We start from the raw sequence: 26,998 nt of genomic DNA, 5'->3' as shown, positions 1-26,998 counted from the left end.
AGGTAGTGGGACCGGCGTCAACCGGATGCGAGGCCTACGCCCTCCTCCGGATACCATCGCAGTGACCATAGTTTTCGTACTGCTTTCACAACCGACCGTCTGGAAGGGGGCCGCTCGCGTGAGTGTGCTCGACGAGATCATCGACGGAGTCCGTGCCGACCTCGCGGAGCGGCAGGCGCGCGTCAGCCTCGACGAGCTCAAGGAGCGCGCGGCGAAGGCTCCCGCGGCCAAGGACGGCGTGGCCGCCCTCCGCGGCGACGGCGTCAAGGTCATCTGCGAGGTCAAGCGCTCCAGCCCCTCCAAGGGCGCGCTGGCCGCGATCGCCGACCCGGCGGGACTCGCCGCGGACTACGAGGCGGGCGGCGCGGCCGTCATCTCCGTCCTGACGGAGCAGCGGCGCTTCGGCGGCTCGCTGGCCGACCTGGAGGCGGTCCGCGCGCGCGTGGACATCCCGGTCCTGCGCAAGGACTTCATCGTCACGTCGTACCAGCTGTGGGAGGCCCGGGCGTACGGCGCCGACCTCGCGCTGCTGATCGTCGCGGCCCTCGACCAGTCGGCGCTGGAGTCGCTGATCGAGCGTGCGGTCTCCATCGGCCTGACCCCGCTGGTCGAGGTGCACGACGAGGACGAGGTCGAGCGTGCCGTGGACGCGGGCGCGAAGATCATCGGTGTCAACGCGCGGAACCTGAAGACCCTGGAGGTCGACCGCGGGACGTTCGAGCGCATCGCGCCCGAGATCCCCGCCGGCCTCGTCAAGGTCGCCGAGTCCGGCGTCCGGGGCCCGCACGACCTCATCGCGTACGCCAACGCCGGCGCCGACGCGGTCCTGGTCGGCGAGTCCCTGGTCACGGGCAAGGACCCGAAGACGGCGGTCGCCGACCTGGTGGCGGCGGGCGAGCACCCCGCACTGCGGCACGGGCGCGGCTGATCACCCGCTAGGCTTACCCCCGATGACTCTCCCGACCACCCTGACGACCCGGGACCCGTACGCCCGCCTCGCGCGCGGCTGCCGACCCCGGGGCTGCCGCGCGCCTGCGCGCAGGGTGCATGGGCGGAGGGTCCGCTACGTCATCGGTGACGAACCGGGACAGGTAAACGGCCGTCGATGGCAGCGCGCCCCCTAGGGGCGCGGGACGCTGTTTGATTTGGGGCTACCGCCGCGCGAGCGCGACAAGCCACAGCCAGCCGGTAGCCGACTGACAAAGCCCCGCCCCCACGGCGATTAGTGCATTCACACACACTCACCGTGAGGTTTCCGCATGCCCAGCGAGTTTTTCATTCCTGACCCCGAGGGTCAGGTCCCCAGCGCCGAAGGCTACTTCGGCACGTTCGGCGGCAAGTTCATCCCGGAGGCCCTCGTCGCCGCCGTGGACGAGGTGGCCGTCGAGTACGACAAGGCCAAGCACGACCCCGAGTTCGCCCGAGAGCTCGACGACCTGCTGGTCAACTACACCGGCCGTCCCAGCTCCCTCACCGAGGTGCCTCGGTTCGCCGAGCACGCCGGCGGCTGCCGCGTGTTCCTCAAGCGCGAGGACCTCAACCACACCGGCTCCCACAAGATCAACAACGTGCTCGGCCAGGCCCTGCTCACCAAGCGCATGGGCAAGACCCGGGTCATCGCCGAGACCGGCGCCGGTCAGCACGGCGTCGCGACGGCCACCGCCTGCGCGCTGTTCGGCCTCGAGTGCACCATCTACATGGGCGAGATCGACACCCAGCGCCAGGCCCTCAACGTGGCCCGGATGCGCATGCTCGGCGCCGAGGTCATCGCCGTGAAGTCGGGCTCGCGCACCCTCAAGGACGCCATCAACGAGGCGTTCCGCGACTGGGTGGCCAACGTCGACCACACCCACTACCTCTTCGGTACGGTCGCCGGCCCGCACCCCTTCCCCGCCATGGTCCGCGACTTCCACCGCGTGATCGGCGTCGAGGCGCGCCGCCAGCTCCTGGAGCGCGCCGGCCGCCTGCCCGATGCCGCCGTCGCCTGCGTCGGCGGCGGCTCCAACGCCATCGGTCTCTTCCACGCCTTCATCCCGGACACGGACGTACGCCTCATCGGCTGCGAGCCCGCCGGGCACGGCGTCGAGACGGGCGAGCACGCGGCCACCCTGACCGTCGGCGAGCCCGGCATCCTGCACGGCTCCCGCTCCTACGTCCTGCAGGACGAGGAGGGCCAGATCACCGAGCCGTACTCGATCTCGGCCGGTCTGGACTACCCCGGCATCGGCCCCGAGCACTCCTACCTCAAGGACAGCGGTCGCGCCGAGTACCGTGCGGTCACCGACGACGCGGCCATGCAGGCGCTGCGCCTGCTGTCGCAGACCGAGGGCATCATCCCGGCCATCGAGAGCGCCCACGCGCTCGCCGGTGCCCTGGAGGTCGGCAAGGAGCTGGGCAAGGACGGGCTGATCGTGGTCAACCTGTCCGGGCGCGGCGACAAGGACATGGACACGGCCGCCCGTTACTTCGGCCTGTACGACACCGAGGCCGACGCGACCGTCGCGGCGGACGCCGACAGCGACATCGCCGAGATCGAGGGGGACGCCAAGTGAGCGGCAACATCGAGCTGTTGACGGGCACCCTCGCCGCCGCCAAGGCCGAGGGCCGCTCCGCTCTCATCGCCTACCTCCCGGCCGGGTTCCCGACCGTGGACGGCGGCATCGAGGCGATCAAGGCCGCACTCGACGGCGGCGCGGACGTCGTGGAGGTCGGTCTGCCGCACAGCGACCCCGTCCTCGACGGCCCCGTCATCCAGACCGCCGACGACATCGCCCTGCGCGGCGGCGTCAAGATCGCGGATGTCATGCGTACGGTCCGGGAGGCCTACGAGGCCACCGGGAAGCCGATCCTCGTCATGACGTACTGGAACCCCATCGACCGCTACGGCGTCGAGCGCTTCACCGCCGAGCTGGCGGAGGCGGGCGGCGCGGGCTGCATCCTGCCCGACCTGCCCGTCCAGGAGTCGGCCCTGTGGAGGGAGCACGCCGAGAAGCACGGGCTCGCGACGGTCTTCGTCGTGGCGCCCAGCAGCAAGGACGAGCGGCTCGGGCAGATCACCGCGGCGGGCAGCGGGTTCGTCTACGCCGCCTCGCTGATGGGTGTCACCGGCACCCGTGAGTCGGTCGGCGCGCAGGCCCAGGACCTGGTCGAGCGCACCCGGGCCACCGGCACCGACCTGCCCGTCTGCGTCGGGCTCGGCGTCTCCAACGCCGAGCAGGCCGCCGAGGTCGCCGGCTTCGCCGACGGCGTGATCGTCGGCTCGGCCTTCGTCAAGCGGATGCTGGACGCGCCGGACGACGCGGCCGGCGTCGAGGCCGTTCGCGCGCTCGCGGGCGAGCTGGCGAAGGGCGTGCGCGGACAGGCGTAGGCGGCGTCCTCGGACGTAGGAGACATCTTCAGAAGAAGGTCATTCCGTACGAGTCGCTCGAACGGGTGGACCTGAGGCCGGGGAGGCGCGCTGCGCCTCCCCGGTTCGTTTCTGCGGGTGTGAGCGAAAAGAATCGTGAGGGAAAGCGGACTGCCCGGGAGCGGCTGGCGGTCGAGCGTGACAAGCAGAAGGCCGCCGACAAGCGGCGCCGTGCGCTGATCGTCGGCGCGAGCGTCGTCTGCGTCCTGGGACTCGCGGCGGTGATCGGAGTCGTCGCGGCGAACGCGGGCAAGGACGACGGCAGTGACGCGGCGGGGCCGGTGGTCGGGCCCTCGGGGGCGCAGGGCAAGGACGGACTCGCGATCCCGGTGGGCGAGGCGAGCGCCAAGTCGACGCTCACCGTCTGGGAGGACTTCCGCTGCCCGGCCTGCAAGTCCTTCGAGGACGGGTACAGATCGACGATCCACGAGCTGACGGAGTCCGGCAAGCTCAAGGTCGACTACCACCTGGCGACGATCATCGACGGCAACATGGGCGGCACCGGCTCCCGGAACGCCGCCAATGCCGCGGCCTGCGCCCAGGACGCCGGGAAGTTCACGCCTTACCACGACGTGCTGTACCAGAACCAGCCCCCCGAGATCGACGACGCCTTCGCCAAGAACAGCAAGCTCCTGGAGCTCGCGGCCAAGGTCAAGGGTCTGGACACGCCCGCCTTCCGCAAGTGCGTGGAGGACGGCACGCACAACAGCTGGGTCGGCAAGTCCAACGAGGCGTTCCAGAAGGGCGGCTTCAGCGGCACGCCGACGGTGCTGCTGAACGGCAAGAACATCTACCAGGACCAGACGATGACGCCGGCGAAGCTGAAGCAGATGGTGGAGGAGGCCGCCAAGGGGTGACGCTCCCGCGGGACGGGGCCTGTTCAAGGTGCTGCCCGTTATGGACCCGTAGCCGGGCTGCCTGCCATCGCTGCCGCCCGGCAGGGTAGCGTCGACCTTGCCATGGAACTTGCCTACATTCCCAGCCCGTCGCGCGGGGTGATCCACCTCGGCCCCATTCCGCTGCGCGGCTACGCCTTCTGCATCATCATCGGTGTCTTCGTAGCCGTCTGGCTCGGCAACAAACGCTGGGTCGCCCGAGGCGGGCGGGTCGGCACGGTGGCCGACATCGCGGTCTGGGCCGTGCCCTTCGGCCTCGTCGGCGGACGCCTCTACCACGTGATCACGGACTACGAGCTGTACTTCAGCGAGGGCCGTGACTGGGTGGACGCCTTCAAGATCTGGGAGGGCGGCCTCGGCATCTGGGGTGCGATCGCGCTCGGCGCGCTGGGCGCGTGGATCGGCTGCCGCCGCCGGGGCATCCCGCTGCCCGCGTACGCCGACGCCGTCGCCCCCGGCATCGCCTTCGCCCAGGCGATCGGGCGCTGGGGCAACTGGTTCAACCAGGAGCTGTACGGCCGGCCGACCGACCTCCCGTGGGCGCTGAAGATCACGTCCTCGACGGACGGGCGGGTGCCGGGCACCTACCACCCGACGTTCCTGTACGAGTCCCTGTGGTGCATCGGCGTCGCGCTGCTGGTGATCTGGGCCGACCGCCGCTTCAAGCTGGGACACGGGCGGGCGTTCGCGCTGTACGTCGCCGCGTACTGCGCGGGCCGCGCGTGGATCGAGTACATGCGCGTCGACGACGCCCACCACATCCTGGGTGTGCGGCTGAACGTCTGGACCGCGCTGGTCGTGTTCCTGCTGGCCGTGACGTACCTCGTGGTGTCGGCGAAGAAGCGCCCGGGCCGGGAGGCCGTGGTCGAGCCGGGTGCCTCCGGCGGTGAGACCGACGGTGCGGCCGAGGGCGGTACCGAGACCGACGCCGGGACGGCCGACGCCAAGAAGACCGACGGCGACAAGGCTGAGGGCGACAAGGCCGAGGCGGACGCGTCGGACGCTGAGGACGAGAAGGAACCGAGCGACGAGGCCGAGTCGGCGACGAAGAAGGCGTAAGGCTCGGTTCTACGGTGATGAGGGCGCTCGGGACTTCCCGGGCGCCCTCGTTGTGTGTGGGCGTGGTCAGCGCCGGCGCGCCAGCGACAGGGTCCGCTGGGCCGCCGCAACCACCGCCGCGTCGATGAAGGTTCCGTCCTGCAGGGCCTGGGCGCCGTGTTCTGTCGCCGCTGCCTTGAGGATCGTCTCCGCCTGTTCCAGTTCCGCCTCCGTGGGGAGGTAGGCCCGTTCGATCACCGGGAGTTGGCGGGGGTGGATGGCCGCGCGGCCCAGGAAGCCCAGGGTGCGGCCGTGGGCGCAGGATGCCGCCAGGCCCTCCAGGTCGCGGATGTCCGGGTGGATCGACTGCGACGGTGGGGGCAGCCCCGCGGCCCGCGCGGCGACGACGACGCGGGAGCGTGACCAGTCGAGGCCCGCGTCGCCCCGTACGCCCAGGTCGGTCCGTAGGTCCGCCTCGCCCAGCGAGATGCCGTGGAGGCAGGGGTGGGCGGAGGCGATGGCATGGGCGCGCTCGATGCCCAGGGCCGATTCCAGGAGGGCGTGCAGCGGGGGCGCGCCCGGGTCGGTGGGCGGTGTGGTCTCGGCGAGGTGGATGACCTGCTCGGCGGAGGTCACCTTCGGCAGGCGCAGACCGGACAGGCCGGGAAGGGCGGCCAGCGCCTCGAGGTCCTTCGCCGCGGGCGGGGTGCCCAGGGCGTTCACGCGGACGTGGACGGGAACGGGGTGCTCCGGCTCGGCGAGCAGGTCGGCCGTGGCCGCGCGGGCGTAGTCCTTGCGGTCCGGGGCCACCGCGTCCTCCAGGTCGACGATGACGATGTCGGCGCCGGACGTCAGGGCCTTGGCCACCACCCGGGGGCGGTCTCCGGGGGCGTACAGCCAGGTCAGGGGGAAGGGGACGGGCGTTGCCGGGATCGTCACAGGGCGCCCTCCTCGCGCAGGGCCGCCAGTTCGGCGGGGGTCAGGCCCAGGTCGGTGAGGATCTCGTCCGTGTCCGCGCCGTGCGGGCGGCCCGGCCAGCGGATCGTGCCGGGGGTGGCGGAGAGGCGGAAGAGGACGTTCTGCATGCGGAGGGGACCGAGTTCGGGGTCGTCGACGGTGGTGATCGTGTCGAGGGCCGCGTACTGGGGGTCCGTCATCACGTCCCGTACGTCCTGGATCGGGGCCACCGCCGCCTCCGCCTTCTCGAAGGCGGCGAGGACGTCGGCGCGGGTGTGGCGGGCGATCCAGTCGCCGACCGCCCGGTCGAGGACGTCGGCGTGGCGGGCCCGGTCGGCGCCGGTCGCGAACCACGGTTCGTCGATCAGCTCGGGGCGCCCCACCAGGTGCATCACCCGCTCGGCGATCGACTGGGCGGAGGTGGAGACGGCGACCCAGCCTCCGTCCGCGGTGCGGTACGTGTTGCGCGGGGCGTTGTTGGCGGAGCGGTTGCCGGTGCGCTCCTGGACGTAGCCCAGCTGGTCGTACCAGGTCGGCTGGGGGCCGAGGGCCATCAGCATCGGCTCGATGAGGGCCATGTCGACGACCTGGCCCTCGCCGGTGCGCTCGCGCGCGGCCAGTGCCGTCAGCACCGCGTACGCGGTCGCGAGGGCGGCGATCGAGTCGGCCAGGCCGAACGGCGGGAGCGTCGGCGGCGCGTCCGGTTCGCCGGTGAGCGCGGCGAAGCCGCTCATCGCCTCGGCGAGGGTGCCGAAGCCGGGGCGGTGGGCGTAGGGGCCGAACTGGCCGAAGCCGGTGACGCGGGTGAGGACCAGGCGGGGGTTGGCGGCGGAGAGTTCCGGCCAGCCGAGGTCCCATTTCTCCAGGGTGCCCGGGCGGAAGTTCTCGATGACGACGTCCGCGGTCGCGGCCAGGCGCAGGAGGGTGGCGCGGCCGCCGGGCTTGGAGAGGTTCAGGGTGATCGTGCGCTTGTTGCGGCCGAGGACCTTCCACCACAGGCCCACGCCGTCCTTCGAGGGGCCGTGGCCGCGGGAGGGGTCCGGCTTCGCGGGGTGCTCGACCTTGATGACCTCCGCGCCGAAGTCGCCGAGCATCGTGGCGGCGAGGGGGCCGGCGAAGAGGGTGGCGAGGTCGAGGACGCGCAGGCCGGTCAGGGGAGGGGCGGGGGCGGTACGGAGAGGGGCGGGGGCGGTACGGGGCTGGGGGCCGGGCGCGGTCATGAGGCGTACCGTGCGTCGATCTCGGGGCGGTACGGCATCGACACCGAGGCGCCCTCCCGCTGCACCGACAGGGCCGCGGCCTCCGCCGCCCACGCCAGCGCCTCCCGCATCGGTCGTCCCTCGCCGAGCGCCACCGCGAGGGCGCCGACGAAGGTGTCGCCGGCGCCGGTGGAGTCGACGGCGGTCACCTTCGGCGCCGGGACGGTCACGGGGTCGGCGCCGCGGGTGGCGTACAGGCTGCCGGCCGCGCCCAGGGTGACGACGACCTCGGGCACCTGGTCGAGCAGCGCGATGGCCGCCTCTCGGGGGTCGGTGCGGCCGGTGAGGGTGGTGGCCTCCTGTTCGTTGGGGACCAACAGGTCGATGGTGGCGAGGAGTTCGCGGGGGAGCGGCTGGGCGGGCGCGGGGGTGAGGATCGTACGGACGTCGTGGCGGTGGGCCGCCTGGGCGCCGGCGAGGACCGCGGCCAGGGGGATCTCCAGCTGGAGCAGCAGGGTGCCGGCGGAGGCGATGACGCCCTCGTCGCCGGGGCTCAGATGGTCCAGCGTGCCGTTCGCGCCGGGGATCACGACGATCGAGTTGCCGCCCTCGTCGTCCACGACGATGTGCGCGGTGCCGGACGGGCCCTCGGCCGTGCGGAGGTCGTCGGTGTCGACGCCGGAGTGTTCGAGGGTGGAGCGCAGGCGGGTGCCGAAGGCGTCGTTGCCGACGGCGCCGATCATCGTGACGGCGCCGCCCGCGCGGGCCGCCGCGATCGCCTGGTTGGCGCCCTTGCCGCCGGGGATCGTACGGAACTCCCGGCCCGTCACGGTCTCGCCGCGCTGCGGGGCCTTTTCGACGTAGGTGACGAGGTCCATGTTCGTGCTGCCGAGCACGACGATGTCGGTCATGGGCGAGTGGCCTCCAAGGGGGTGAGCCGGTGGGCGAGTTCGTGCGTGAGCCGGGCCAGCGCGTCGAAGCCGGTGCCGTCGAAGTCGGCGACGGAGGTGGCGAGACGGTTCTTGAGGGGGGCCGTCCAGCGGTCGGGGAGGGCGGCGGGGGTGCCGGTGAGGAGGGCGGCGATGCTGCCCGCCGTCGCGCCGTTGGAGTCGGTGTCCCAACCCCCCGACACGGCACGGCAGATGGAGCCGGTGAAATCGCCGTCCGCGTGGGTGAGGGCGGCGGTGATCAGGGCGGTGTTGGGCAGGGCGTGGACCCAGTGGTGGGTGTGCGCGTGGGCGGCGTGGAGTTCGTCGACGACCGTGTCGAAGTCGTCGTGGGTCTCGGCCAGTCGGATGGCGTGGTGGATGGCTCTGGCCAGGCGGGAGTTCGGGGGGATCACCGTGAGGCCGGTGCGCAGGCAGGTGTGGATGTCGTGGGTGCCGGTCGCCGTCGCCGCCTGTGCGATGACCGCCGCCGTGAACATCGCCGCGTAGACGCCGTTGGCAGTGTGGGTGAGGGTGGCGTCGCGGTGGGCCTGTTCGGCCGCGGCGGCGGGGTTGCCGGGGTTGGTCCAGCCGTGGACGTCCGCGCGGATCAGGGCGCCGATCCATTCGCGGAAGGGGTTGCGGTGCCGGGCCGTGTGCGGGGGTTCGATGCCGAGGAGGAGGTTGCGGTGGGCGATGCGTTCGGCGGTGAAGGTGCGGCCGGGTGGGAGTTCGTCGAGCCAGAGGCGGGCTACGTCCGTGGTGGTGAAGGTTGTGCCGTGGCGCCTGAGCAGGAGGAGGTTGAGGAGGGGGTAGTTGAGGTCGTCGTCCTCGGGCATGCCGTCGATGTTCTCGGCGAGGGAGGTGAGGGCTGAGCGGCGGTTCCAGGGGTGGGTGGTGAGCAGGTCCTGGGGGACGCCGCGTGCGGTGAAGTAGGTGGTCAGGGGCCAGTTACCGGTGGATTTGGCCAGCTGGCGGATGGCTTCCAGGGGGAGCTTTTCCACGGGTTTGCCGAGGACGCAGCCGACGGCTCGGCCCAGCCAGGCGGCTTCGTAGCGGGCGGGTGCGGGGGGTGCAGGAGGTGCGAGGGGCGCAGGGGGCGCTGTGGAGGTGCAGGAATCGCTCGGCCAGTTCGGGCACAGGGACTTGATCTTCTCCAGGTCCGTCGGCTCGTCGTCCTTCAACCTGCTGGGCAGGTCGGCCAGTTCGTCCAGCAAGTCCTCCGCGAGAGTCCTCAGATACCTCGACGCCGGTTCCGTCGACGCCCCGGCCCGCAGCGGAGCTTCCATGCCGCCCGCCGCCCTCCACCTCTCCGCGATCCTCGACGGTTCCCGGCCGTCCAGGGCCGCCTGGCGCAGCTCGTGGCCCAGCAGGTCCTCCGGCTGGACCCAGGTCAGTCGGAGCATCCTCGGCCCTCCAGTGCGGTGAAGGCCGCTTCGTGGGCTCGGCGGCGCTGTACGTCCCGGGCGTGGATCTCCCTCGTGACCTCGGTCAGGGTGCGGGGCGGTTCCCAGAGGTCGAGGCGGCTGGCTTCCGCGACCGTCTTCGACCAGTCCTGCGGGGGCGGTGAGCCCAGGGCGCCGGTCAGGGCGCCGGCCATCGTCGCGATCGAGTCGCAGTCTCGGCCGTAGTTCACCGCGCCCAGGACCGCTTGGCGGTAGTCGCCGTTCGCGACCAGCAACATGGCCAGGGCGATGGGGAGTTCCTCGATCGCGTGGAGGCGGGAGGGGCGGCGGGCGCCGAGGGAAGGCTGCCGGTAGTCGGGGCCCACCGTGTCGTACGCGGTGACCGCCTCCCGGAGCGGGGTCAGGGCCGACTCGAAGTCCGTGTAGTGGCTCGCCGCTTCGCAGACCTTCTCGATCGCCGCCCTCGTGCCGTCCTTCGCCAGCGTCAGGCAGGCCGTGACGATCGAGTCCGGTGTCGCCCCGGGGCTGCACGCCGCCGCCACCGCCGCCGCGAAGACGCCCGCCGCCTCGCGGCCGTACGACGACTGGTGGGCACCCGCGAGGTCCAGGGCCTCGGCGTACGCGGCCCTGGGGTCGGCCGCGTTGACCAGGCCGACCGGGGCCATGTACATCGCCGCGCCGCAGTTGACGATGTTGCCGACGCCGGCCTCTCGCGGGTCCACGTGGCCGTAGTGGAGGCGGGTCACCAGCCACTTCTCCGCCAGGAAGATCCGGTGCAGCGGGAGTGCCTCGGCCTCCAGCTCCGGGATCCAGCGCGGGTTCGTCATCAGGTCCGGGACCAGGTGGTCGGCGATCGCGTAAGCGTCCAGGTGGTCGCGGACCCGCGCGTAGACCCGGATCAGCGCGTGCGTCATCAACGTGTCGTCGGTGACGTGCCCGTCGCCCTTGTGGTACGGCGCGAGGGGGCGGGCCGTGCGCCAGGCGTCACCGCTCCAGGGGCCGACGATGCCGTGGACGCGGCCGCCGTGGCGCTGAAGGATCTGGTCGGGGGAGTAGCCCTCCACCGGCCCGCCGAGGGCGTCGCCGACCGCCGCGCCGACCAGGGCGCCGGTGATCCGCTCGTCGAGACGCGGGCCACTGCTTTCTTCCGATTTGGGCGTCATGCCCCGAATCATCCTCCTGGTCGGGCCGGTTGCGTGGCTTCCAGGAGTTCGGCGAGTTCCACCAGGTCGGTGCCGGTGAGGCGGGGGAGTACGCAGCCGGAGAGGGTGCGGCAGGTGTCGCGCCAGGTCGCCGGGATCGACGCGCCGCCGCCCAACGCACCCGTCAGCGCACCTGCCAGGGCCGGTGCCGAGTCGGCGACCCGGGACAGGCACGCGGCGGCCGGGACCGCCTCGGCGATACGGCCTTCCGCCGCGACCGCGAGGGCCAGGGCGACCGGGACCGTTTCGGCCGCGGCGATGCCGTAGCTGTAGACGTGGTCGACGATTTGGTGTTCGAGGAGGGGGATCAGGGCGAAGGCGCTGTCGGTGTCCTGCGCGAGCTTCAGCGCGTGGCGGGCGTTGCGGCCGATCTCCGTCTCCTCGGGGAGTTCGCTGAGTGCCGCTGCCACGCAGGTCTCGATGTCCGAGCCGGTCAGGGCCAGGGCCAGGGCCGCTGCCATCGCCCTCGCACCGTGTACGCCGTCGCCGTCCTGGGTGTAGTGGGCGTCGAACTCGGCGAGGTCGGCGGCGCGGTGGGGGTCGCCGGGGTGGGCTACGGCCAGGACGCAGGCCCGTACGCAGGCCGCGTCGTCGAAGTAGTGCGGGTTGTCGTGGCCGGTGGCGGGTGGGCGCAGGCCGGTGGCGAGGTTGCCGAGGCCGGCGCGGACGGAGATGCGGGCGCGCAGGGGGAGGATGGCCGACTCGACCTCGGGGGCGCGGTCCGCTGCCGCGGCGACTTCGCCGGCCACGGCGTTCCAGGTGAGGTCGATCGCGGCTCGGGTGCGGCGTTCGCGGCTCAGGTCGCCGAGGGCGGTGTCGTCGCCGGCGCGTAGGAGGGCCTCTGCTGCGAAGGCCGCCCATTCCGCGTCGTCGGAGGGGCCGAGGCGGAGGGGTTCCGGGGGTTGGTTCAGGGCGATGGGGACGGGGAGGGTGGTCGTCGCGTTGTGTTCGGCGAAGGTGTCGAGTTCGCGGGTGAGGCGGCGGGTCCAGTCGGGCATGCGGGCGGCTCTGTGACGGGCGGCGGGCCAGCCTGCGGCGTCGCCTGCGGCCAGGCCGAGGAGGAGGCCGAGGATGCGTTGACCGGCCTCGGCTTCGCCTTCGGCCGGGTTGATCCCACTCGCACCACCCGTACAACTCTCGTCGTCGGGTGCGGGTGGTCCCGGTGGGGGCTCCTCGCCGTCGGCGGCCGCGAGTTCGTTCGGCTGCGTGAGGGCCGTGGGGCCCGCTTCGGCAGGTGCTGCTGTTGGCGCTCCCTCGTCCCAGGGAGTGGGCGGCGTCATCGTCGGCCCCCTTCGCCCGGTGTCGGAACCTCACCCGCTACGCATCCCCCCGCCCTCCACTTCCTGTCCTCCCCCGACACCAGCAACTCCGCCACATCCAGCACGTGATGCCCGGCCATCGACGGCAGGCAACTCCCCCGCGCCGGCCCGATCGCCGCCGCCCACTCCGTCGGGATCGCCGCCACCCCTTGCGTCGCACCCGCCAGCGCCCCCGCCACCGCGGCCGTCGTGTCCGCGTCCCGGCCCATGTTCACGGCCGTGAGCACCGCCTGGACGAAGTCGCCGTCCGCCGCCGCGTAAGCCCCGAAGGCCAGCGCGACCGCCTCGGGGGCCAGGTCGGTCCAGGGGTAGCCGCCGATCACGACCGCGGAGCGGACCGCGCGCTCGCCTCGGTGGGCCACTGCCACGGCGCGGCGCAGGGAACGGGCCGTCCAGGAGTCGTCCGGGACCACCGCGAGGGCCGAGGCGACCACCGCGATCGTCGGCGCCCCCGCCATCGCCGCCGCCACGCCCGCCGCGACCGCCTGGCCGCCGTAGATGCCCTCGCCGTCGTGGCTCACCGAGCCGTCGATGGCCACCAGCCGGGCCGCTTCGGCCGGGCGGCCCGCCGCGAAGACGCCGAACGGGGCCGCCCGCATGGCGAGGCCGTCGCTCCAGGCGTGGCGGTGCTGGGCGGAGATGGGGGCGGCGAGGCCTCGGCGGAGGTTCTCCAGCGTGCCGCGTTCGCTGAAGCCGGCGCCCCGGAAGGGGCCTTCCGAACGGTCCGCGATCCACTCGTGCCAGGCCGTCTCCACGTGGGCCGGGGTGAGGGCCGAGCCGTGGCGGGCGAGGAGGAGGCCCGAGAAGATCGCGTACTCGGTGTCGTCCGTGCCGGCCGGGTTGTCGGCGACGAATCCCGTGATGCGGCCCCAGCGGGCGCGGATCTCGGAGGGCTTCATGTTCTCCGCCGGGGCGCCCAGCGCGTCGCCGACCGCAAGGCCCAGCAGTGCGCCGCGTGCCCGGTCGCGGAGCTCGGCGTCCGCGGGCGCCGGGACCGAGGAAATGCAGGCGAACGATGGCATGCGCGGCCTCTCCTCCGGGGGCTCCGCCAGGGCGCGGAGCCCTTTGCGGATGTGTCCCACCGTCGGCGGTTGACCTGAGCCTCGGAAGCGTCAGTGTCACCCGGTCGACATTTGTGCAGCCCTCGCTACGAATGAGCGTTCTAGGCAAAACCGCAGGTTAGCCCAGCCTTTCCTTGCTGGCGGGACGGAAATTCGGGGCGTAGATTTTGAGTTGTCCAAGAGTAGAACTTGTCTAAAGACAGCCTTACCTGAGTTTTTGGGGGATCCTCATGGCGATCATCGAGACCGAGGCCGCGCTGCACGAGGCGCACCGTGACAACCACACGCACCGTGATGTGAACGGCGGCTGGCTGCGCCCCGCCGTCTTCGGTGCGATGGACGGCCTGGTCTCCAACCTCGCCCTGATGACCGGTGTCGCGGGCGGGGCCGTCAGCCACCAGACCATCGTGCTGACCGGACTCGCCGGGCTCGCCGCCGGCGCCTTCTCCATGGCCGCCGGCGAGTACACCTCCGTCGCCTCGCAGCGCGAGCTCGTCGAGGCCGAGCTGGAGGTCGAGCGGCGGGAGCTGAGAAAGCACCCGAAGGACGAGGAGGCCGAGCTCGCGGCCCTCTACGAGTCCCGGGGTGTCGAGTCGGAGCTCGCGCGGGCCGTGGCCGAGCAGCTCTCGCGTGATCCCGAGCTGGCCCTGGAGATACACGCCCGCGAGGAGCTCGGCATCGACCCCGGGGATCTGCCGTCGCCGCTGGTCGCCGCCGTGTCGTCGTTCGGGGCGTTCGCGTTGGGGGCCCTGCTGCCCGTACTGCCCTATCTGCTCGGTGCGGCCGCGCTGTGGCCGGCCGTGCTGCTCGCGCTCGTCGGGCTGTTCCTGTGTGGTGCGGTCGTGGCCAAGGTGACTGCGCGGACCTGGTGGTTCAGCGGGCTGCGGCAGCTCGCGCTCGGTGGTGCCGCGGCCGGTGTGACGTACGCCCTGGGCAGCTTGTTCGGAACGGCCGTAGGATAGTTCGGCTGGAACTTATGCGTTGGGCCGCATAAGTAGCCGTTACTCGCTGGTTTCGGATGCATGACCACCGGGCATGAGCCGTAAGCGCTGTGGGCAATGACGCCTGCGGCGCACTCGCGGGGTGGGCGACGGCGCCTCCTTCGCCCTCGGACCGACGGACACAGACCTGTCTCGTTCGGTCCCCACATACTTCAAGCCATGGGCGCGGAACCCTTGTCGCAGCCCGTGGTGTCCGCATGATGGAACGGATTATCCCGCTTCCCGAGAACCGCCCCATCATGTAACCTGCACGAAATTTTGCACTCACGCAGAGGGCCAACGTCGTCCCTCGGCAATTTGCATATGCCAGATGACGACGACGGGAGAGCCGATGCGTACGCCGCGCCAGCCGTCCCAGCACTCCACGAATGGCCAGAACTGGTCGTTCATGGATGCTCGCCCTGCTGCGCAGGGTATGTACGACCCCCGCAACGAGCGCGACGCCTGTGGCGTCGGCTTCGTGGCCACCCTCACCGGCGAGGCGAGCCACACGCTGGTCGAGCAGGCGCTCACCGTTCTGCGCAATCTCGAACACCGCGGTGCCACCGGCTCCGAGCCCGACTCGGGTGACGGCGCCGGCATCCTCTCCCAGGTGCCGGACACCTTCTTCCGCGAGGTTGCCGGATTCGAACTGCCCGAGGCCGGTGCGTACGCCGTCGGTATCGCCTTCCTGCCGGAGGACGGGACCCAGGACGCCGTCTCGCAGATCGAGACGATCGCGTCCGAAGAGGGGCTCACCGTCCTCGGCTGGCGTGAGGTTCCGGTCGCGCCCGAGCTGCTCGGTGCCACCGCCCGGTCGACGATGCCCGCCTTCCGCCAGATCTTCGTGGCGGACGGTTCCTCGAAGGACATCGCCCTCGACCGCAAGGCCTTCGTGCTGCGCAAGCGTGCCGAGCGCGAGGCCGGTGTCTACTTCCCGTCGCTGTCGGCCCGCACGATCGTCTACAAGGGCATGCTGACCACGGGTCAGCTGGAGCCCTTCTTCCCGGACCTGTCCGACCGCCGCTTCGGCTCGGCCGTCGCCCTCGTCCACTCGCGCTTCTCGACGAACACCTTCCCGTCGTGGCCGCTGGCGCACCCGTACCGCTTCGTCGCGCACAACGGCGAGATCAACACCGTCAAGGGCAACCGCAACTGGATGGTCGCCCGCGAGTCGCAGCTGGTCTCCGACCTGTTCGGCTCCGACGACAAGGCGCTCGAGCGCGTCTTCCCGGTGTGTACGCCGGACGCCTCCGACTCGGCGTCCTTCGACGAGGTGCTGGAGCTGCTCCACCTCGGTGGCCGCTCCCTGCCGCACTCCGTGCTGATGATGATCCCGGAGGCGTGGGAGAACCACGACTCCATGGACCCGGCCCGGCGCGCCTTCTACCAGTACCACTCCACGATGATGGAGCCCTGGGACGGCCCGGCCTGTGTCACCTTCACCGACGGCACCCAGGTCGGCGCCGTGCTCGACCGCAACGGTCTGCGCCCCGGCCGCTACTGGGTCACCGACGACGGCCTCGTCGTCCTCGGCTCCGAGGTCGGCGTCCTCGACATCGAGCCGTCCAAGGTCGTCCGCAAGGGCCGCCTGCAGCCCGGCAAGATGTTCCTCGTCGACACCGCCGAGCACCGCATCATCGAGGACGACGAGATCAAGGCGCAGCTCGCCGCCGAGGCCCCCTACGCGGAGTGGCTGGAGGCCGGCGAGATCGAGCTGTCCGACCTGCCCGAGCGTGAGCACATCGTGCACACCCACGCCTCGGTCACCCGTCGCCAGCAGACCTTCGGCTACACCGAGGAGGAGCTGCGCGTCATCCTCGCGCCGATGGCCAAGGCCGGTGCCGAGCCGATCGGTTCGATGGGCACCGACTCGCCGATCGCCGCGCTGAGCGACCGTCCGCGCCTGCTCTTCGACTACTTCACCCAGCTGTTCGCGCAGGTCACCAACCCGCCGCTGGACGCCATCCGCGAGGAGCTCGTCACCTCGCTCAGGAGCTCCCTCGGTCCCCAGGGCAACCTGCTGGAGCCGACGGCCGCGTCCTGCCGTAGCGTCACGCTGCCGTTCCCGGTGATCGACAACGACGAGCTGGCCAAGCTCATCCACATCAACGCCGACGGCGACATGCCCGGCATGAAGGCCGCGACCCTCTCCGGCCTGTACCGGGTCTCCGGCGGCGGCGACGCCCTCGCCGCGCGCATCGAGGAGATCTGCGCCGAGGCCGACGCAGCCATCGACAACGGCGCCCGCCTGATCGTCCTGTCGGACCGCCACTCCGACGCCGAGCACGCGCCGATCCCGTCGCTGCTGCTCACCGCGGCTGTCCACCACCACCTCATCCGCACCAAGCAGCGCACCCACGTGGGCCTGCTGGTCGAGGCCGGTGACGTCCGCGAGGTCCACCACGTCGCCCTGCTCATCGGCTACGGCGCCGCCGCGGTCAACCCGTACCTGGCGATGGAGTCCGTCGAGGACCTGGTCCGCGCCGGCACCTTCCTGTCGGACATCGAGGCCGAGCAGGCCATCCGCAACCTGATCTACGCCCTCGGCAAGGGCGTCCTGAAGGTCATGTCCAAGATGGGCATCTCGACGGTCGCCTCCTACCGCGGCGCCCAGGTCTTCGAGGCCGTCGGTCTCGACGACTCCTTCGTCGAGAAGTACTTCAACGGCACGGCCACCAAGATCGGCGGCGTCGGCATCGACGTCATCGCCAAGGAGGTCGCCGCCCGCCACGCCAAGGCGTACCCCGCCTCCGGCATCGCCCCGGCGCACCGCGCCCTCGACATAGGCGGCGAGTACCAGTGGCGCCGTGAGGGCGAGCCGCACCTGTTCGACCCGGAGACGGTCTTCCGCCTCCAGCACTCGACCCGCACCGCGCGCTACGACATCTTCAAGAAGTACACGGACCGGGTGAACGAGCAGTCCGAGCGCCTGATGACGCTGCGCGGCCTGTTCGGCTTCAAGACCGGTGCCGAGGGCCGTCAGCCGATCTCCATCGACGAGGTCGAGCCGGTCTCCGAGATCGTCAAGCGCTTCTCCACCGGCGCCATGTCGTACGGCTCCATCTCCAAGGAGGCGCACGAGACCCTCGCCATCGCCATGAACCAGCTGGGCGGCAAGTCCAACACCGGTGAGGGCGGCGAGGACCCGGAGCGTCTGTACGACCCGGCGCGGCGTTCGTCCATCAAGCAGGTCGCTTCCGGCCGCTTCGGTGTGACGTCCGAGTACCTGGTCAACGCGGACGACATCCAGATCAAGATGGCCCAGGGCGCCAAGCCCGGTGAGGGCGGCCAGCTGCCCGGCCACAAGGTCTACCCGTGGGTCGCCAAGACGCGTCACTCGACGCCGGGCGTGGGCCTGATCTCCCCGCCGCCGCACCACGACATCTACTCCATCGAGGACCTGGCCCAGCTGATCCACGACCTGAAGAACGCGAACCCGCAGGCGCGGATTCACGTCAAGCTGGTCTCCGAGGTCGGCGTCGGCACGGTCGCGGCGGGTGTGTCGAAGGCGCACGCGGACGTGGTCCTGATCTCCGGCCACGACGGCGGTACGGGTGCCTCCCCGCTGACCTCGCTGAAGCACGCGGGCGGCCCCTGGGAGCTCGGCCTCGCCGAGACCCAGCAGACCCTGCTGCTCAACGGCCTGCGCGACCGCATCGTCGTGCAGACCGACGGTCAGCTCAAGACCGGCCGTGACGTCGTCATCGCCGCGCTGCTCGGCGCCGAGGAGTTCGGTTTCGCGACCGCGCCGCTCGTCGTCTCCGGCTGCGTCATGATGCGCGTCTGCCACCTGGACACCTGCCCGGTCGGCATCGCCACTCAGAACCCGGTGCTGCGCGACCGGTTCTCCGGCAAGGCCGAGTACGTCGTGAACTTCTTCAAGTTCATCGCCGAAGAAGTCCGCGAGATCCTCGCCGAGCTGGGCTTCCGCTCCATCGAGGAGGCCGTCGGCCACGCCGAGACGCTCGACGTGACCCGCGCGGTCGACCACTGGAAGGCGCAGGGCCTGGACCTGGAGCCGCTGTTCCACGTCCCGGCGCTGCCCGAGGGCGCGGTGCGCCACCAGGTGATCGAGCAGGACCACGGCCTGGAGAAGGCGCTCGACAACGAGCTGATCAAGCTCGCCGCCGACGCCCTGGCCGCGGACTCCGCGACCGACGCCCAGCCGGTGCGCGCCCAGGTCGCCATCCGCAACATCAACCGCACGGTCGGCACCATGCTCGGCCACGAGGTGACGAAGAAGTTCGGCGGCGCGGGCCTGCCCGACGACACGATCGACATCACCTTCACCGGCTCGGCGGGCCAGTCCTTCGGCGCCTTCCTCCCGCGCGGTGTCACGCTGCGCCTGGAGGGCGACGCCAACGACTACGTCGGCAAGGGCCTCTCCGGCGGCCGGGTGATCGTCCGTCCCGACCGGGGCGCCGACCACCTCGCCGAGTACTCGACGATCGCGGGCAACACCATCGCGTACGGCGCGACCGGCGGCGAGCTGTTCCTGCGCGGTCGTACGGGCGAGCGGTTCTGCGTCCGCAACTCCGGTGCGCTGGTGGTCTCGGAGGGCGTGGGCGACCACGGCTGCGAGTACATGACCGGCGGTCACGCGGTGGTCCTCGGCGAGACGGGTCGTAACTTCGCGGCCGGTATGTCCGGCGGTGTCGCGTACGTCATCGACCTCGACCGCGACAACGTCAACGTCGGCAACGTCAGCGCCGTGGAGGCCCTCGACGAGGCGGACAAGCAGTGGCTGCACGACGTCGTGCGCCGCCACCAGGAGGAGACCGGCTCGACGGTCGCCGAGAAGCTGCTGGCCGAGTGGGACACCGCCGTGGCGCGCTTCAGCAAGATCATCCCCAGCACGTACAAGGCAGTGCTCGCCGCCAAGGACGCCGCCGAGCGAGCCGGTCTCTCCGAGACCGAGATCACCGAGAAGATGATGGAGGCGGCGACCAATGGCTGATCCCAAGGGCTTTTTGAACCACGGCCGCGAGGTCGCCAAGTCCCGTCCCGTCGACGTGCGTCTGAAGGACTGGAACGAGGTCTACGTCCCCGGCTCCCTGCTGCCGATCATCAGCAAGCAGGCCAGCCGCTGCATGGACTGCGGCATCCCCTTCTGCCACAACGGCTGCCCGCTCGGGAACCTCATCCCCGAGTGGAACGACTACGCCTACCGCGAGGACTGGGCGGCGGCGTCGGAGCGCCTGCACGCGACCAACAACTTCCCGGAGTTCACCGGTCGCCTCTGCCCGGCCCCCTGTGAGTCGGCGTGCGTGCTCGGCATCAACCAGCCGGCCGTCACCATCAAGAACGTCGAGGTCTCGATCATCGACAAGGCGTGGGACAGCGGTGACGTCGCGCCGCAGATCCCGGAGCGCCTGTCCGGCAAGACCGTCGCGGTCATCGGGTCCGGCCCCGCCGGTCTCGCCGCCGCACAGCAGCTCACGCGGGCCGGCCACACCGTCGCCGTCTACGAGCGCGCGGACCGCATCGGAGGCCTCCTCCGGTACGGCATCCCCGAGTTCAAGATGGAGAAGCGGCACATCAACCGCCGTATCGAGCAGATGCGCGCGGAGGGCACCCGCTTCCGTACCGGCATCGAGATCGGCCGCGACCTCAAGGCGACCGACCTGAAGAAGCGGTACGACGCGATCGTCATCGCCGCCGGTGCGACGACCGCGCGTGACCTTCCGGTCCCCGGCCGCGAGCTCAAGGGCATCCACCAGGCCATGGAGTACCTGCCGCTGGCCAACAAGGTCCAGGAGGGCGACTTCGTGACGCCCCCGATCTCGGCCGAGGGCAAGCACGTCGTGGTCATCGGCGGTGGCGACACCGGTGCCGACTGTGTGGGCACCGCCCACCGTCAGGGCGCGGCCTCGGTGACGCAGCTGGAGATCATGCCCAGGCCGAGCGAGGACCGTGCCGCGCACCAGCCGTGGCCGACCTTCCCGATGCTCTACAAGGTCACGTCGGCGCACGAGGAGGGCGGCGAGCGGGTCTACTCCGTCTCCACCACCCACTTCGAGGGCGACGAGGACGGCAACGTCCAGTGGCTGCACCTCACCGAGGTGGAGTTCATCGACGGCAAGCTGACCCCGAAGCCGGGCACCGAGCGCAAGATCCCCGCCCAGCTGGTCACCCTCGCCATGGGCTTCACAGGCACCGACCGGGAGAACGGCCTGGTCGAGCAGTTCGGCCTGGAGCTCGACGAGCGCGGCAACATCGCCCGCGACGCCGACTTCCAGACCAACGTGCCCGGCGTCTTCGTCGCCGGTGACGCGGGCCGTGGCCAGTCGCTCATCGTGTGGGCGATCGCGGAGGGCCGCTCGGCCGCCCGCGGCACCGACCGCTTCCTGACCGGCGTCAGCGAGCTGCCGGCGCCGATCCGGCCGACGGACCGCTCGCTGATGGTCTGACGGCTCGACAACCGACCTGACGGTCACTCAATAAACGTCCCGTACAACGGCGTACGGAACACAGACGGCGCCTGCCCACAGTCCCCGACCGGACTACAGGGCAGGCGCCGTCGCATGCGCTCCTACTTGACCGGAGCCACCCACGTGACGATGACGGCGGCGGCCACGCACACCACGCCGGACAGGGCGAGCCAGCGGGCCCACTCGACCAGGCGCCAGATCTTCTTCGTACGTTCCTTCTCGTACCGCAGCAGCCTGCCCGCCTCCAGCAGGATCTCCTCGCCCGGTCGCCCATGTACGGCGACGACACCCAGCCAGGAGGCGACGATCAGGGCGAGGAAACCGACGATCAGCAGCGCGATCACACTCCAGCGCGGGGCGTCCGCCAGCTTGCTCAGGTCCTCCTGGCCCTTCAGCACGAAGACGGCGGTGAGCAGCCCGGTGAGTGAGGCGAGGAAGTTGCGGTAGCCCTCGGCCTGGTGCAGGGCGGCCTGCAACTGCCGGTCCGGGGAGCCCATCTCGAGCGTGCGGCGGTCGGCATCCCGCAGCTGTTGCGGGGTGAATGTCATGAGGCGGACCTGCCGTCGTCGGGGCTGGGTGGCGGCGCGATGGGCAGCAGCGCTCCGCAGCCGAACTCCTCCTGCGCGGGGCGTCCCAGATGCACTGTCCGGCACCGGCAGAGTGTGTGGTACGGCTCCGCGCCGGGTTTCTCGCGTCGTCCGAGGAACCCGCCCTTGGTCAGCGGGTGCTGGCCGAACGTCCACCTCCGGGTCATGGCGCACCCGCAGACGGGGCAGTTCCCTTTGGCTTCGTGGACGACTTCGTCGCCTCTTGAGGTGATGGTCCACGAGAAGGTGAGCGGCGTGGGGTGGGCGGCATGGGAGTCGTAAGGGATGGCCGGCGTCATGCGGTCGCCTCGTCTTCCTCGTCCGGTTCCTCATCCGGCGGGAGGACGAGGGAGAAGAGGCGTGCGTAGCCTGCCACTCGCTCCCGCACCTGTCCCTCGGTGAGGTCCGTCTCCTCGGCGCACAGGACCAGGTGATCGGGGTCGACCCGGCCGGACAGCGCGGGGGCGCGGCCTGTCAGCTGTCGGGTCAGGATGATGACGTCGCGCCAGTCCGGGGCGAGTGGGGCTTCCGTCGCGTTCGGTGCGTCCACCCTCACGTCCAGGCCGAGGCAGCGGAACGGCGCATAGCGGTCGTAGGTGCGGCCGAGCGTCCAGCCGAAGCGGCCTGCGGTGAGGACGAGTTCCAGAGGGCCCAGGATGCCCCGGCCCAGCAGGACCTCTGCTTCGAAGGCCGCCAGGTCGAAGACCTCCGGTTCGAAGGTGTCCAGGAACTCGCCGTCCGGCCCGCTGAGTTCACCCGGGGGAGCGGAGGCTCCCAGGACGGTGAAGCGCTTCAGGCGCCGGTGGGATCCGCCCACGGTTCTGCCCTCGGCGTCGGCGTGTTCGAGGACGTCGAGGATGCTGACGCTCGCGCTGAACGTGGAGCCGTCCACTGTCAGGGCGTAGAGATCCGAGTAAGTGGGCTGCAGGGAGCGAGCCTCCTCGGGGATCTGCTCCGGCAACTTCAGCGGAAGGTGGTGCTCCTCGCGCTCCATACGGTCGTACACCTCGCCAAGCGGGAGCCTTGTGCTCGCACTGGTCGCCAGGACATGGACGGTGTGCAGGCCGTCCATGTCCAGCAGGCTCCCGTCGATCTTGTTGCTGTGGAAGAGCAGGGAGTTCGTCATCGCCATCTGCCTGACCACATCGTCGATGCGTTCCGCGGCCCCGGGGGCGAGCAGTCCGCAGACGGCCAGCATGTTCAGGTCCTTGCGGGTCTGCTCGGCCGTGGCGGAGCGAAGCCGGTAGTCGCCGGGGTCCGTCAGGAGAAACACGCATGCCCAGGGGCCGGGCCGATCGACCTCTTCGTCCGACAGCGCGTTGATCAGCTTGTAGGAGGCGGAGGGAATCCACTGTGCGGCTTCCGGCGGGAACTCGGGGGCCACGACTTGGGTCGCAGGGGCCGTGTCCTTGATCTGCTCGATCAGTGTCTTCAGCGGGGTGTCCGACTCGTTGGCGAGTCTGACGACGTGGAGCAGGGGGATGTGCCCCTCCACCCAGGGGGCGAAGTCACCGAGGCCATTGGACAGGAGCAAGCGCTCCGGACGACTGAGCTCCCCCATTTCCCGGGCCGCGGGAGTCGGCTCGGCCGCCAGTGACCAGCCAAGAGGGGAGAAGTGCCTGATGCGGTCGACCGCTTCGTCCAGCGAGTGGTGGTCCACGCGGGACAACAGGTCAACGGGATGGACGACGCCAGGCAGCCTCGTTCCGTAGCGCGGAAAGTCATCAGTCCCGATCAAGGTGAACTGGTCGGCCCTCGTGGCACGCTCGGATGCCAGGTGCGGGCCCAGTTCGGGCGGCGGTGGGAGATCCGGATCCAGCGCGCGGAGCCTTTCCAGCAGCGCGGCAGCTTCTCCCAGCGTGATTTGGTGCGTTGCGGAGAGGTCGAGCAGGGGAGCGTGGGCGGCAGGGGGATTCGGCCCCTGCACGCTCGATATGGACGCATAACCGGAACAGAGGTCGATCATGGCTTTGTCCGGCTGGAGGTCTCGCAGCGATCGGATGTCGTCTGTGGCCGGAACCGGGAGTCCGACCACCGCGTAACGGCGCCATGCCCGGACCACCTGGCCCACCGACGTGCGTCCCAGGTGAGCCGCGCCCAAGGCCGCTGCCCAGCCGCTGGGCACATCGTTGCGGAACAGGAGAGCGTCAAGGCTCGTGGGAGCCGGATAACTCCGTGGCGTGAAGGGGGCGGCAACGGAGCGGGCGGCGAGCCTGGTCTCCTGCCACTGGGCCAGTGCGTCGTTCTGATGGGTGTCCTTCTCAACGTCCAGCTGCAGTGAAGAACTGCCCCAGTCAAGTGTGGATTTGTCGATCGGTAGACATCCCACCGTGGAGAGCGTCAGTCGGCGGGGCGGGAACGGAGGCATGTGCGTGGGCGCCTCAAGCCATGCCGTGGTGTGGTCGGGTAACGCGTCCAGCACGGCCACCGCAAGCCGTGGTTCGTCATCTGTGAGTTGCCACAGCCAGTTCAGCGAGACGTCGTCGCACCGCGCGCAGGCCTCCGGCACGGCGTTCAGCAGTTCGCGCATCACCAGTTCGCGCTCGTACGACAGCATCTTGTTGCGGTCGACGCTGGGCTCCGGCCGGTGCCGTTCCTGCAGATTGACGATGTACCCGTACACCTTGGGTGCGTCCTTGACCACGACGCCGTCCAGCAGCACCTGGCCACGCCCTTGGACCAGCCAGGCATCCTTGCCGGCGCGCACGGGATCCCCGTGCCAGTCCTTCCTTGCGGCCTTCAACTCCCCCGGCTGCCAGATGACCGGTCGAGAGGCATGCCCGGGGTCGTCCCGCGCGTGCTCGGTCGCCACCACCGTGCAGTCGCTCACCCAGATCTGCGACTCCAGGGTCTCCAGCAGGGACGGCAACACCGTGTCGTCCGCGCTGAGATAGAGCCGTACGCGGGTGCCGCCGTCCAGGGACACCTTGGGGGCGTCGCCGATGCGGAGCAGGCCGGAGCCCGACTGGATGTCGGCCTGCAGTGTGTGTGGCTGGGCGCGGCCGAAGCGGTTGACCGGGCTGGTCCACACGACCACCTCCTCGGCGAGCATGAAGTAGCTGAACACGCCGATGCCGAAACGGGAGTTGAGGGGCATCTCGGGAAGCCCCGCGCGCCGCCAGTTGCGCCGCTCCTGCACGAACTCCGGGTCCTGCTCGTAGCGTCGGCCCGCCCTGGCGAACATCGAGGTGAGCTTGGCGCGGGTCATGCCGGAGCCGTTGTCGGTGCACTCGATGTACGGGCGGCCCTCTTCGTCCCAGCTCTGTTTGAAGGTGATGGTCGGTCGCCAGTCGGGGTCATGGTGGCCACGGGCCATGCCGTACCGGCGGCGCATGCCCCGGTGCCGGCAGGCGTCGAGGGCGTTCTGGTAGAGCTCGCGGACGGCGAGCATGGGGTCGCCGTACAGCTGGGCGCCCATGAGCAGCGGACGGATCTCGTCCTCGGCCAGCCGGAACCGCTCCAGCGGCTGCTTGTACCGTCGGTCCAGGGGCACGAGTTGGTCGGTGGTGACGCGCTCGGGCAGGCCGCTCAGGAGGGCGGGTGCCGAGGTGCGGTGCTTGCGCCACTCCGCGCGCATGGCGGCGATGCCGGAGTCGGCCCGGTCGACCAGCACCTCGACGGCGACGTGGAGTGCAGGGTGCGGACAGGGGAAGCGCACCGCCAGGCAGTACGTCTCGTCCGCACCGCCCGCCGACATGTCGTCGTACTCGAAGTCCGCGGACAGCGCGGCCACCACCTCGCGGGGGACGAGCTGTTCGTGCGCCCCCAGATGGTCGACGAGGACCCCGGACATCCGGCGTGGATCGGCGGCGAGCAGTCCGGAGATCCACAGCAGCCGGGCGAGGTCGGGCCCACGCCACTCGTTGCCGGGCACCGGCGGATACGGATCCCAGTCGTCGCCGTGCCGTGGGTCGTTGATGCGGGGGCTGTCGCTCGGGGGCACGGTGACGTGGGGGAGTACCTGGCGCAGCTGCCGGTCGATGGTGTGCCGGGCGGCCTCGCTGGGCGCCTTGCCGGCCGGGGTCTCGGTCGCGGCGAGCACCGCGTCGACGACAAGGCCGAGCATGTGGTCCACCGCGGGGTAGGAGCCGGTGCCCTCCCACAACGGGTCCCAGTCGGCGATGAAGCGGTGCCGCAACCAGTGGTCGGCGGCGAAGGCCTGCTCCACCAGGCCCCGGCGGCGCAGCGTTTCGGCAGTGCGGCGCGCATGGGAGTGGGCGCGGCAGACGTCCTGGGAGGCGCCGCGCACCTGACCGACGTGGTCGTCGGGGTCTGCGTGGTCCGGCTCCTCGGTGTCGGTGTCCATCCGCTCGGGAAGGACGCGGCGCAGCTCGTCCAACGCGAGCGCGACCACGCCCTCGTGGACCACCGGGGCAGCCAGCAGGGCTGCGGTCTCAGCCGGTGAGAGCAGTTCGCGCCGGCTCAGGGAGGCCCGTTCCACCAGGTTGCCCAGCCGGTCGACCATGCGGACCGGCCACGTGGGATCGGTCCAGGGGTCGTCGCGGTGTGCCCCGGCCCCGGACAGCGTCCCGACCACGTGCTCGACGAGCAGGCCGAGCTGGTCCTTGACGCGCCGATGGACCGCAGCGGTGCCGGAGGTCCGGTTCCACAACGCGGAGTTCTCGATCATCGTCGTCCAGCGGAGCGCCTCCTGGGAGCCGTCGCAGAGCTCGGGCCCGTCCTGTGCGTCCGCCGACCGTCCGTGTGGCGCGTACGGCTCGATGGTCGGCGGGGCCACACCGGCGGTGCTCGCCAGCCGGCGCACTCCGACGCGGACATGGTCGACGACCTCGGGGAAGGTGGTCGGCGGGCTGGTGGGTTCCAGTGCCTCGGCCAGCACCCGGCCGAACCAGCTGCCTTCCCTGGGGTCCGCGTAGGAGAGCTCTCCACGGGCGCAGCTGTGCAGCCAGTACACGTCCTCGGCGCGGGAGAGCAGAGTTCTGCGCTGCTGCTCCGAACCCGGCTCCTGTTCCGCTGTCACACGGCAGGTGTCGAGGCAGATGACCGCCGTGCATCCGGGAAGCAGCCCGGAGAGAAGGCCGTCGGGGTCGGCGGGGATGAGGGTGCGGTCGAACAGCGACCGTCCGCCGTCGGGCAGCTCGGCGCCGGGCTGGGCGTCCATCGGCAGCAAGTGGTCCCGGCCGTTCACGGTCTCGCCGTGGCAGGACAGGTAGACGAACGCCATGTCGCCGGGTCGGCAGGAGGAGAGGAACTCCCGGAGCCTGCCCAGCAGATCGTTGCCTCCGAGGTTGAGCAGTTGCTCCACCTCGTACTTGGAGTGCCGCAGTGCCTTGCCGACGAGGTCCACGTCCTGCGGCACACAGTCGAGCGGCGGGAAGCGCCGTGCGAGGTGCTCGTCCTGCTCCAGCGCAGGTGTCCGGGAGATGCCGATGACCAGTGCGCGCCGCCGTCCCTCGAGGTGCCGAACCGAGCCCACCTCGCCCCCTCAGTGGTCTTGCCGATCCCGACATGCTGCCAGAAACGGGGTGCGGCACACTGCCGGAACGGGCAACTGGTCAGGGGTCCCGGGCTGTTCGGGGCACCCTGGTCTGCATGGCCTTGCGGCGGCCGTCGAGGAAGGTGTTCA

19 protein-coding genes are annotated in these 26,998 nt (G+C 70.9%); 9 read left to right on the top strand and 10 right to left on the bottom strand.

The window, feature by feature from the left end; all coding sequences use genetic code 11:
- The first annotated feature begins 118 nt into the window (after positions 1 to 118).
- The 6 genes from trpC (at position 119) to lgt (ending at position 5,361) form a co-directional block, all read left to right on the top strand.
- On the top strand, positions 119 to 928 hold the full coding sequence (trpC, locus tag PBV52_RS11630) for an indole-3-glycerol phosphate synthase TrpC (protein ID WP_274238246.1): 810 nt from the start codon (positions 119 to 121) through the stop codon (positions 926 to 928).
- Positions 929 to 950: 22 nt separating this feature from the next.
- A complete protein-coding gene (gene trpM / locus PBV52_RS51685; protein WP_367669387.1) occupies positions 951 to 1,124 on the top strand; it encodes a tryptophan biosynthesis modulator TrpM in 174 nt (57 codons plus the stop codon).
- Positions 1,125 to 1,259: 135 nt separating this feature from the next.
- Positions 1,260 to 2,552, top strand: a complete 1,293-nt coding sequence (gene trpB / locus PBV52_RS11625; RefSeq protein ID WP_274238245.1) for a tryptophan synthase subunit beta — start codon at positions 1,260 to 1,262, stop codon at positions 2,550 to 2,552.
- Positions 2,549 to 3,367 carry a tryptophan synthase subunit alpha gene (trpA, locus tag PBV52_RS11620; RefSeq protein ID WP_274238244.1) on the top strand — a complete coding sequence of 273 codons (819 nt, stop codon included), beginning with the start codon at positions 2,549 to 2,551 and terminating at the stop codon, positions 3,365 to 3,367. Before trpB ends, trpA begins: the two co-directional genes overlap by 4 nt.
- A gap of 119 nt (positions 3,368 to 3,486) precedes the next feature.
- A complete protein-coding gene (locus PBV52_RS11615) occupies positions 3,487 to 4,263 on the top strand; it encodes a thioredoxin domain-containing protein (protein ID WP_274238243.1) in 777 nt (258 codons plus the stop codon).
- Between the two features lie 102 nt (positions 4,264 to 4,365).
- Entirely contained in the window at positions 4,366 to 5,361 is a 996-nt protein-coding gene (gene lgt / locus PBV52_RS11610) for a prolipoprotein diacylglyceryl transferase (RefSeq protein ID WP_274238242.1), read from the top strand.
- Between the two features lie 66 nt (positions 5,362 to 5,427).
- Here the strand turns inward: lgt and PBV52_RS11605 are convergent, their stop codons facing one another.
- From PBV52_RS11605 to PBV52_RS11575, 7 genes are read right to left on the bottom strand one after another with little or no spacing between them, the layout of a single operon-like run.
- Positions 5,428 to 6,279 carry a CoA ester lyase gene (locus PBV52_RS11605; RefSeq protein ID WP_274238241.1) on the bottom strand — a complete coding sequence of 284 codons (852 nt, stop codon included), beginning with the start codon at positions 6,277 to 6,279 and terminating at the stop codon, positions 5,428 to 5,430.
- Positions 6,276 to 7,517 carry a CaiB/BaiF CoA-transferase family protein gene (locus PBV52_RS11600; protein WP_274238240.1) on the bottom strand — a complete coding sequence of 414 codons (1,242 nt, stop codon included), beginning with the start codon at positions 7,515 to 7,517 and terminating at the stop codon, positions 6,276 to 6,278. The genes PBV52_RS11605 and PBV52_RS11600 overlap by 4 nt, the downstream gene beginning before the upstream one ends.
- On the bottom strand, positions 7,514 to 8,407 hold the full coding sequence (rbsK, locus tag PBV52_RS11595) for a ribokinase (protein WP_274238239.1): 894 nt from the start codon (positions 8,405 to 8,407) through the stop codon (positions 7,514 to 7,516). The genes PBV52_RS11600 and rbsK overlap by 4 nt, the downstream gene beginning before the upstream one ends.
- The gene (locus tag PBV52_RS11590; RefSeq protein ID WP_274238238.1) at positions 8,404 to 9,828 is read right to left on the bottom strand and encodes an ADP-ribosylglycohydrolase family protein; all 1,425 of its coding nucleotides are present in this window, start codon (positions 9,826 to 9,828) and stop codon (positions 8,404 to 8,406) included. The genes rbsK and PBV52_RS11590 overlap by 4 nt, the downstream gene beginning before the upstream one ends.
- The gene (locus PBV52_RS11585; RefSeq protein WP_274238237.1) at positions 9,816 to 10,991 is read right to left on the bottom strand and encodes an ADP-ribosylglycohydrolase family protein; all 1,176 of its coding nucleotides are present in this window, start codon (positions 10,989 to 10,991) and stop codon (positions 9,816 to 9,818) included. The genes PBV52_RS11590 and PBV52_RS11585 overlap by 13 nt, the downstream gene beginning before the upstream one ends.
- 8 nt (positions 10,992 to 10,999) lie before the next feature.
- On the bottom strand, positions 11,000 to 12,310 hold the full coding sequence (locus tag PBV52_RS11580) for an ADP-ribosylglycohydrolase family protein (RefSeq protein ID WP_274238236.1): 1,311 nt from the start codon (positions 12,308 to 12,310) through the stop codon (positions 11,000 to 11,002).
- On the bottom strand, positions 12,307 to 13,371 hold the full coding sequence (locus PBV52_RS11575; protein ID WP_274238235.1) for an ADP-ribosylglycohydrolase family protein: 1,065 nt from the start codon (positions 13,369 to 13,371) through the stop codon (positions 12,307 to 12,309). Before PBV52_RS11575 ends, PBV52_RS11580 begins: the two co-directional genes overlap by 4 nt.
- Before the next feature lie 269 nt (positions 13,372 to 13,640).
- Between PBV52_RS11575 and PBV52_RS11570 the strand changes: the two genes are divergently transcribed.
- The 3 genes from PBV52_RS11570 to PBV52_RS11560 all read left to right on the top strand — a co-directional run bounded on the left by PBV52_RS11570 (position 13,641) and on the right by PBV52_RS11560 (position 20,803).
- Positions 13,641 to 14,372, top strand: a complete 732-nt coding sequence (locus PBV52_RS11570) for a VIT1/CCC1 transporter family protein (RefSeq protein ID WP_274238234.1) — start codon at positions 13,641 to 13,643, stop codon at positions 14,370 to 14,372.
- Positions 14,373 to 14,742: 370 nt separating this feature from the next.
- Positions 14,743 to 19,350: a glutamate synthase large subunit gene (gene gltB / locus PBV52_RS11565; protein WP_274249358.1), complete on the top strand. Its 4,608-nt coding sequence runs from the start codon at positions 14,743 to 14,745 to the stop codon at positions 19,348 to 19,350.
- The gene (locus PBV52_RS11560; protein ID WP_274238233.1) at positions 19,343 to 20,803 is read left to right on the top strand and encodes a glutamate synthase subunit beta; all 1,461 of its coding nucleotides are present in this window, start codon (positions 19,343 to 19,345) and stop codon (positions 20,801 to 20,803) included. Before gltB ends, PBV52_RS11560 begins: the two co-directional genes overlap by 8 nt.
- Positions 20,804 to 20,925: 122 nt before the next feature.
- Here the strand turns inward: PBV52_RS11560 and PBV52_RS11555 are convergent, their stop codons facing one another.
- The 3 genes from PBV52_RS11555 to PBV52_RS11545 are packed head-to-tail and all read right to left on the bottom strand — an operon-like array spanning position 20,926 to position 26,848.
- On the bottom strand, positions 20,926 to 21,372 hold the full coding sequence (locus PBV52_RS11555) for a hypothetical protein (RefSeq protein ID WP_274238232.1): 447 nt from the start codon (positions 21,370 to 21,372) through the stop codon (positions 20,926 to 20,928).
- On the bottom strand, positions 21,369 to 21,710 hold the full coding sequence (locus tag PBV52_RS11550) for a hypothetical protein (RefSeq protein ID WP_274238231.1): 342 nt from the start codon (positions 21,708 to 21,710) through the stop codon (positions 21,369 to 21,371). The genes PBV52_RS11555 and PBV52_RS11550 overlap by 4 nt, the downstream gene beginning before the upstream one ends.
- The gene (locus PBV52_RS11545) at positions 21,707 to 26,848 is read right to left on the bottom strand and encodes a caspase family protein (protein WP_274238230.1); all 5,142 of its coding nucleotides are present in this window, start codon (positions 26,846 to 26,848) and stop codon (positions 21,707 to 21,709) included. Before PBV52_RS11545 ends, PBV52_RS11550 begins: the two co-directional genes overlap by 4 nt.
- Positions 26,849 to 26,998 lie beyond the last annotated feature (150 nt).

The sequence above is a fragment of the Streptomyces sp. T12 genome, assembly GCF_028736035.1.
Classification (GTDB): domain Bacteria; phylum Actinomycetota; class Actinomycetes; order Streptomycetales; family Streptomycetaceae; genus Streptomyces.
The sequence above is the reverse complement of the archived record's forward strand: the minus strand, read 5'-3'. Positions and strand labels throughout refer to the sequence as shown.

Excerpts from the sequence above, each read along its gene's own strand:
- PBV52_RS11560 (WP_274238233.1), top strand. The coding sequence starts at position 19,343 with ATGGCTGATCCCAAGGGCTTTTTGAACCACGGCCGCGAGGTCGCCAAG.
- PBV52_RS11555 (WP_274238232.1), bottom strand. The coding sequence starts at position 21,372 with ATGACATTCACCCCGCAACAGCTGCGGGATGCCGACCGCCGCACGCTC.
- lgt (WP_274238242.1), top strand. The coding sequence starts at position 4,366 with ATGGAACTTGCCTACATTCCCAGCCCGTCGCGCGGGGTGATCCACCTC.
- PBV52_RS11580 (WP_274238236.1), bottom strand. The coding sequence starts at position 12,310 with ATGACGCCGCCCACTCCCTGGGACGAGGGAGCGCCAACAGCAGCACCT.
- PBV52_RS11570 (WP_274238234.1), top strand. The coding sequence starts at position 13,641 with ATGGCGATCATCGAGACCGAGGCCGCGCTGCACGAGGCGCACCGTGAC.
- rbsK (WP_274238239.1), bottom strand. The coding sequence starts at position 8,407 with ATGACCGACATCGTCGTGCTCGGCAGCACGAACATGGACCTCGTCACC.
- gltB (WP_274249358.1), top strand. The coding sequence starts at position 14,743 with ATGCGTACGCCGCGCCAGCCGTCCCAGCACTCCACGAATGGCCAGAAC.
- PBV52_RS11600 (WP_274238240.1), bottom strand. The coding sequence starts at position 7,517 with ATGACCGCGCCCGGCCCCCAGCCCCGTACCGCCCCCGCCCCTCTCCGT.
- PBV52_RS11590 (WP_274238238.1), bottom strand. The coding sequence starts at position 9,828 with ATGCTCCGACTGACCTGGGTCCAGCCGGAGGACCTGCTGGGCCACGAG.
- PBV52_RS11575 (WP_274238235.1), bottom strand. The coding sequence starts at position 13,371 with ATGCCATCGTTCGCCTGCATTTCCTCGGTCCCGGCGCCCGCGGACGCC.
- trpB (WP_274238245.1), top strand. The coding sequence starts at position 1,260 with ATGCCCAGCGAGTTTTTCATTCCTGACCCCGAGGGTCAGGTCCCCAGC.
- PBV52_RS11550 (WP_274238231.1), bottom strand. The coding sequence starts at position 21,710 with ATGACGCCGGCCATCCCTTACGACTCCCATGCCGCCCACCCCACGCCG.
- PBV52_RS11585 (WP_274238237.1), bottom strand. The coding sequence starts at position 10,991 with ATGACGCCCAAATCGGAAGAAAGCAGTGGCCCGCGTCTCGACGAGCGG.
- trpM (WP_367669387.1), top strand. The coding sequence starts at position 951 with ATGACTCTCCCGACCACCCTGACGACCCGGGACCCGTACGCCCGCCTC.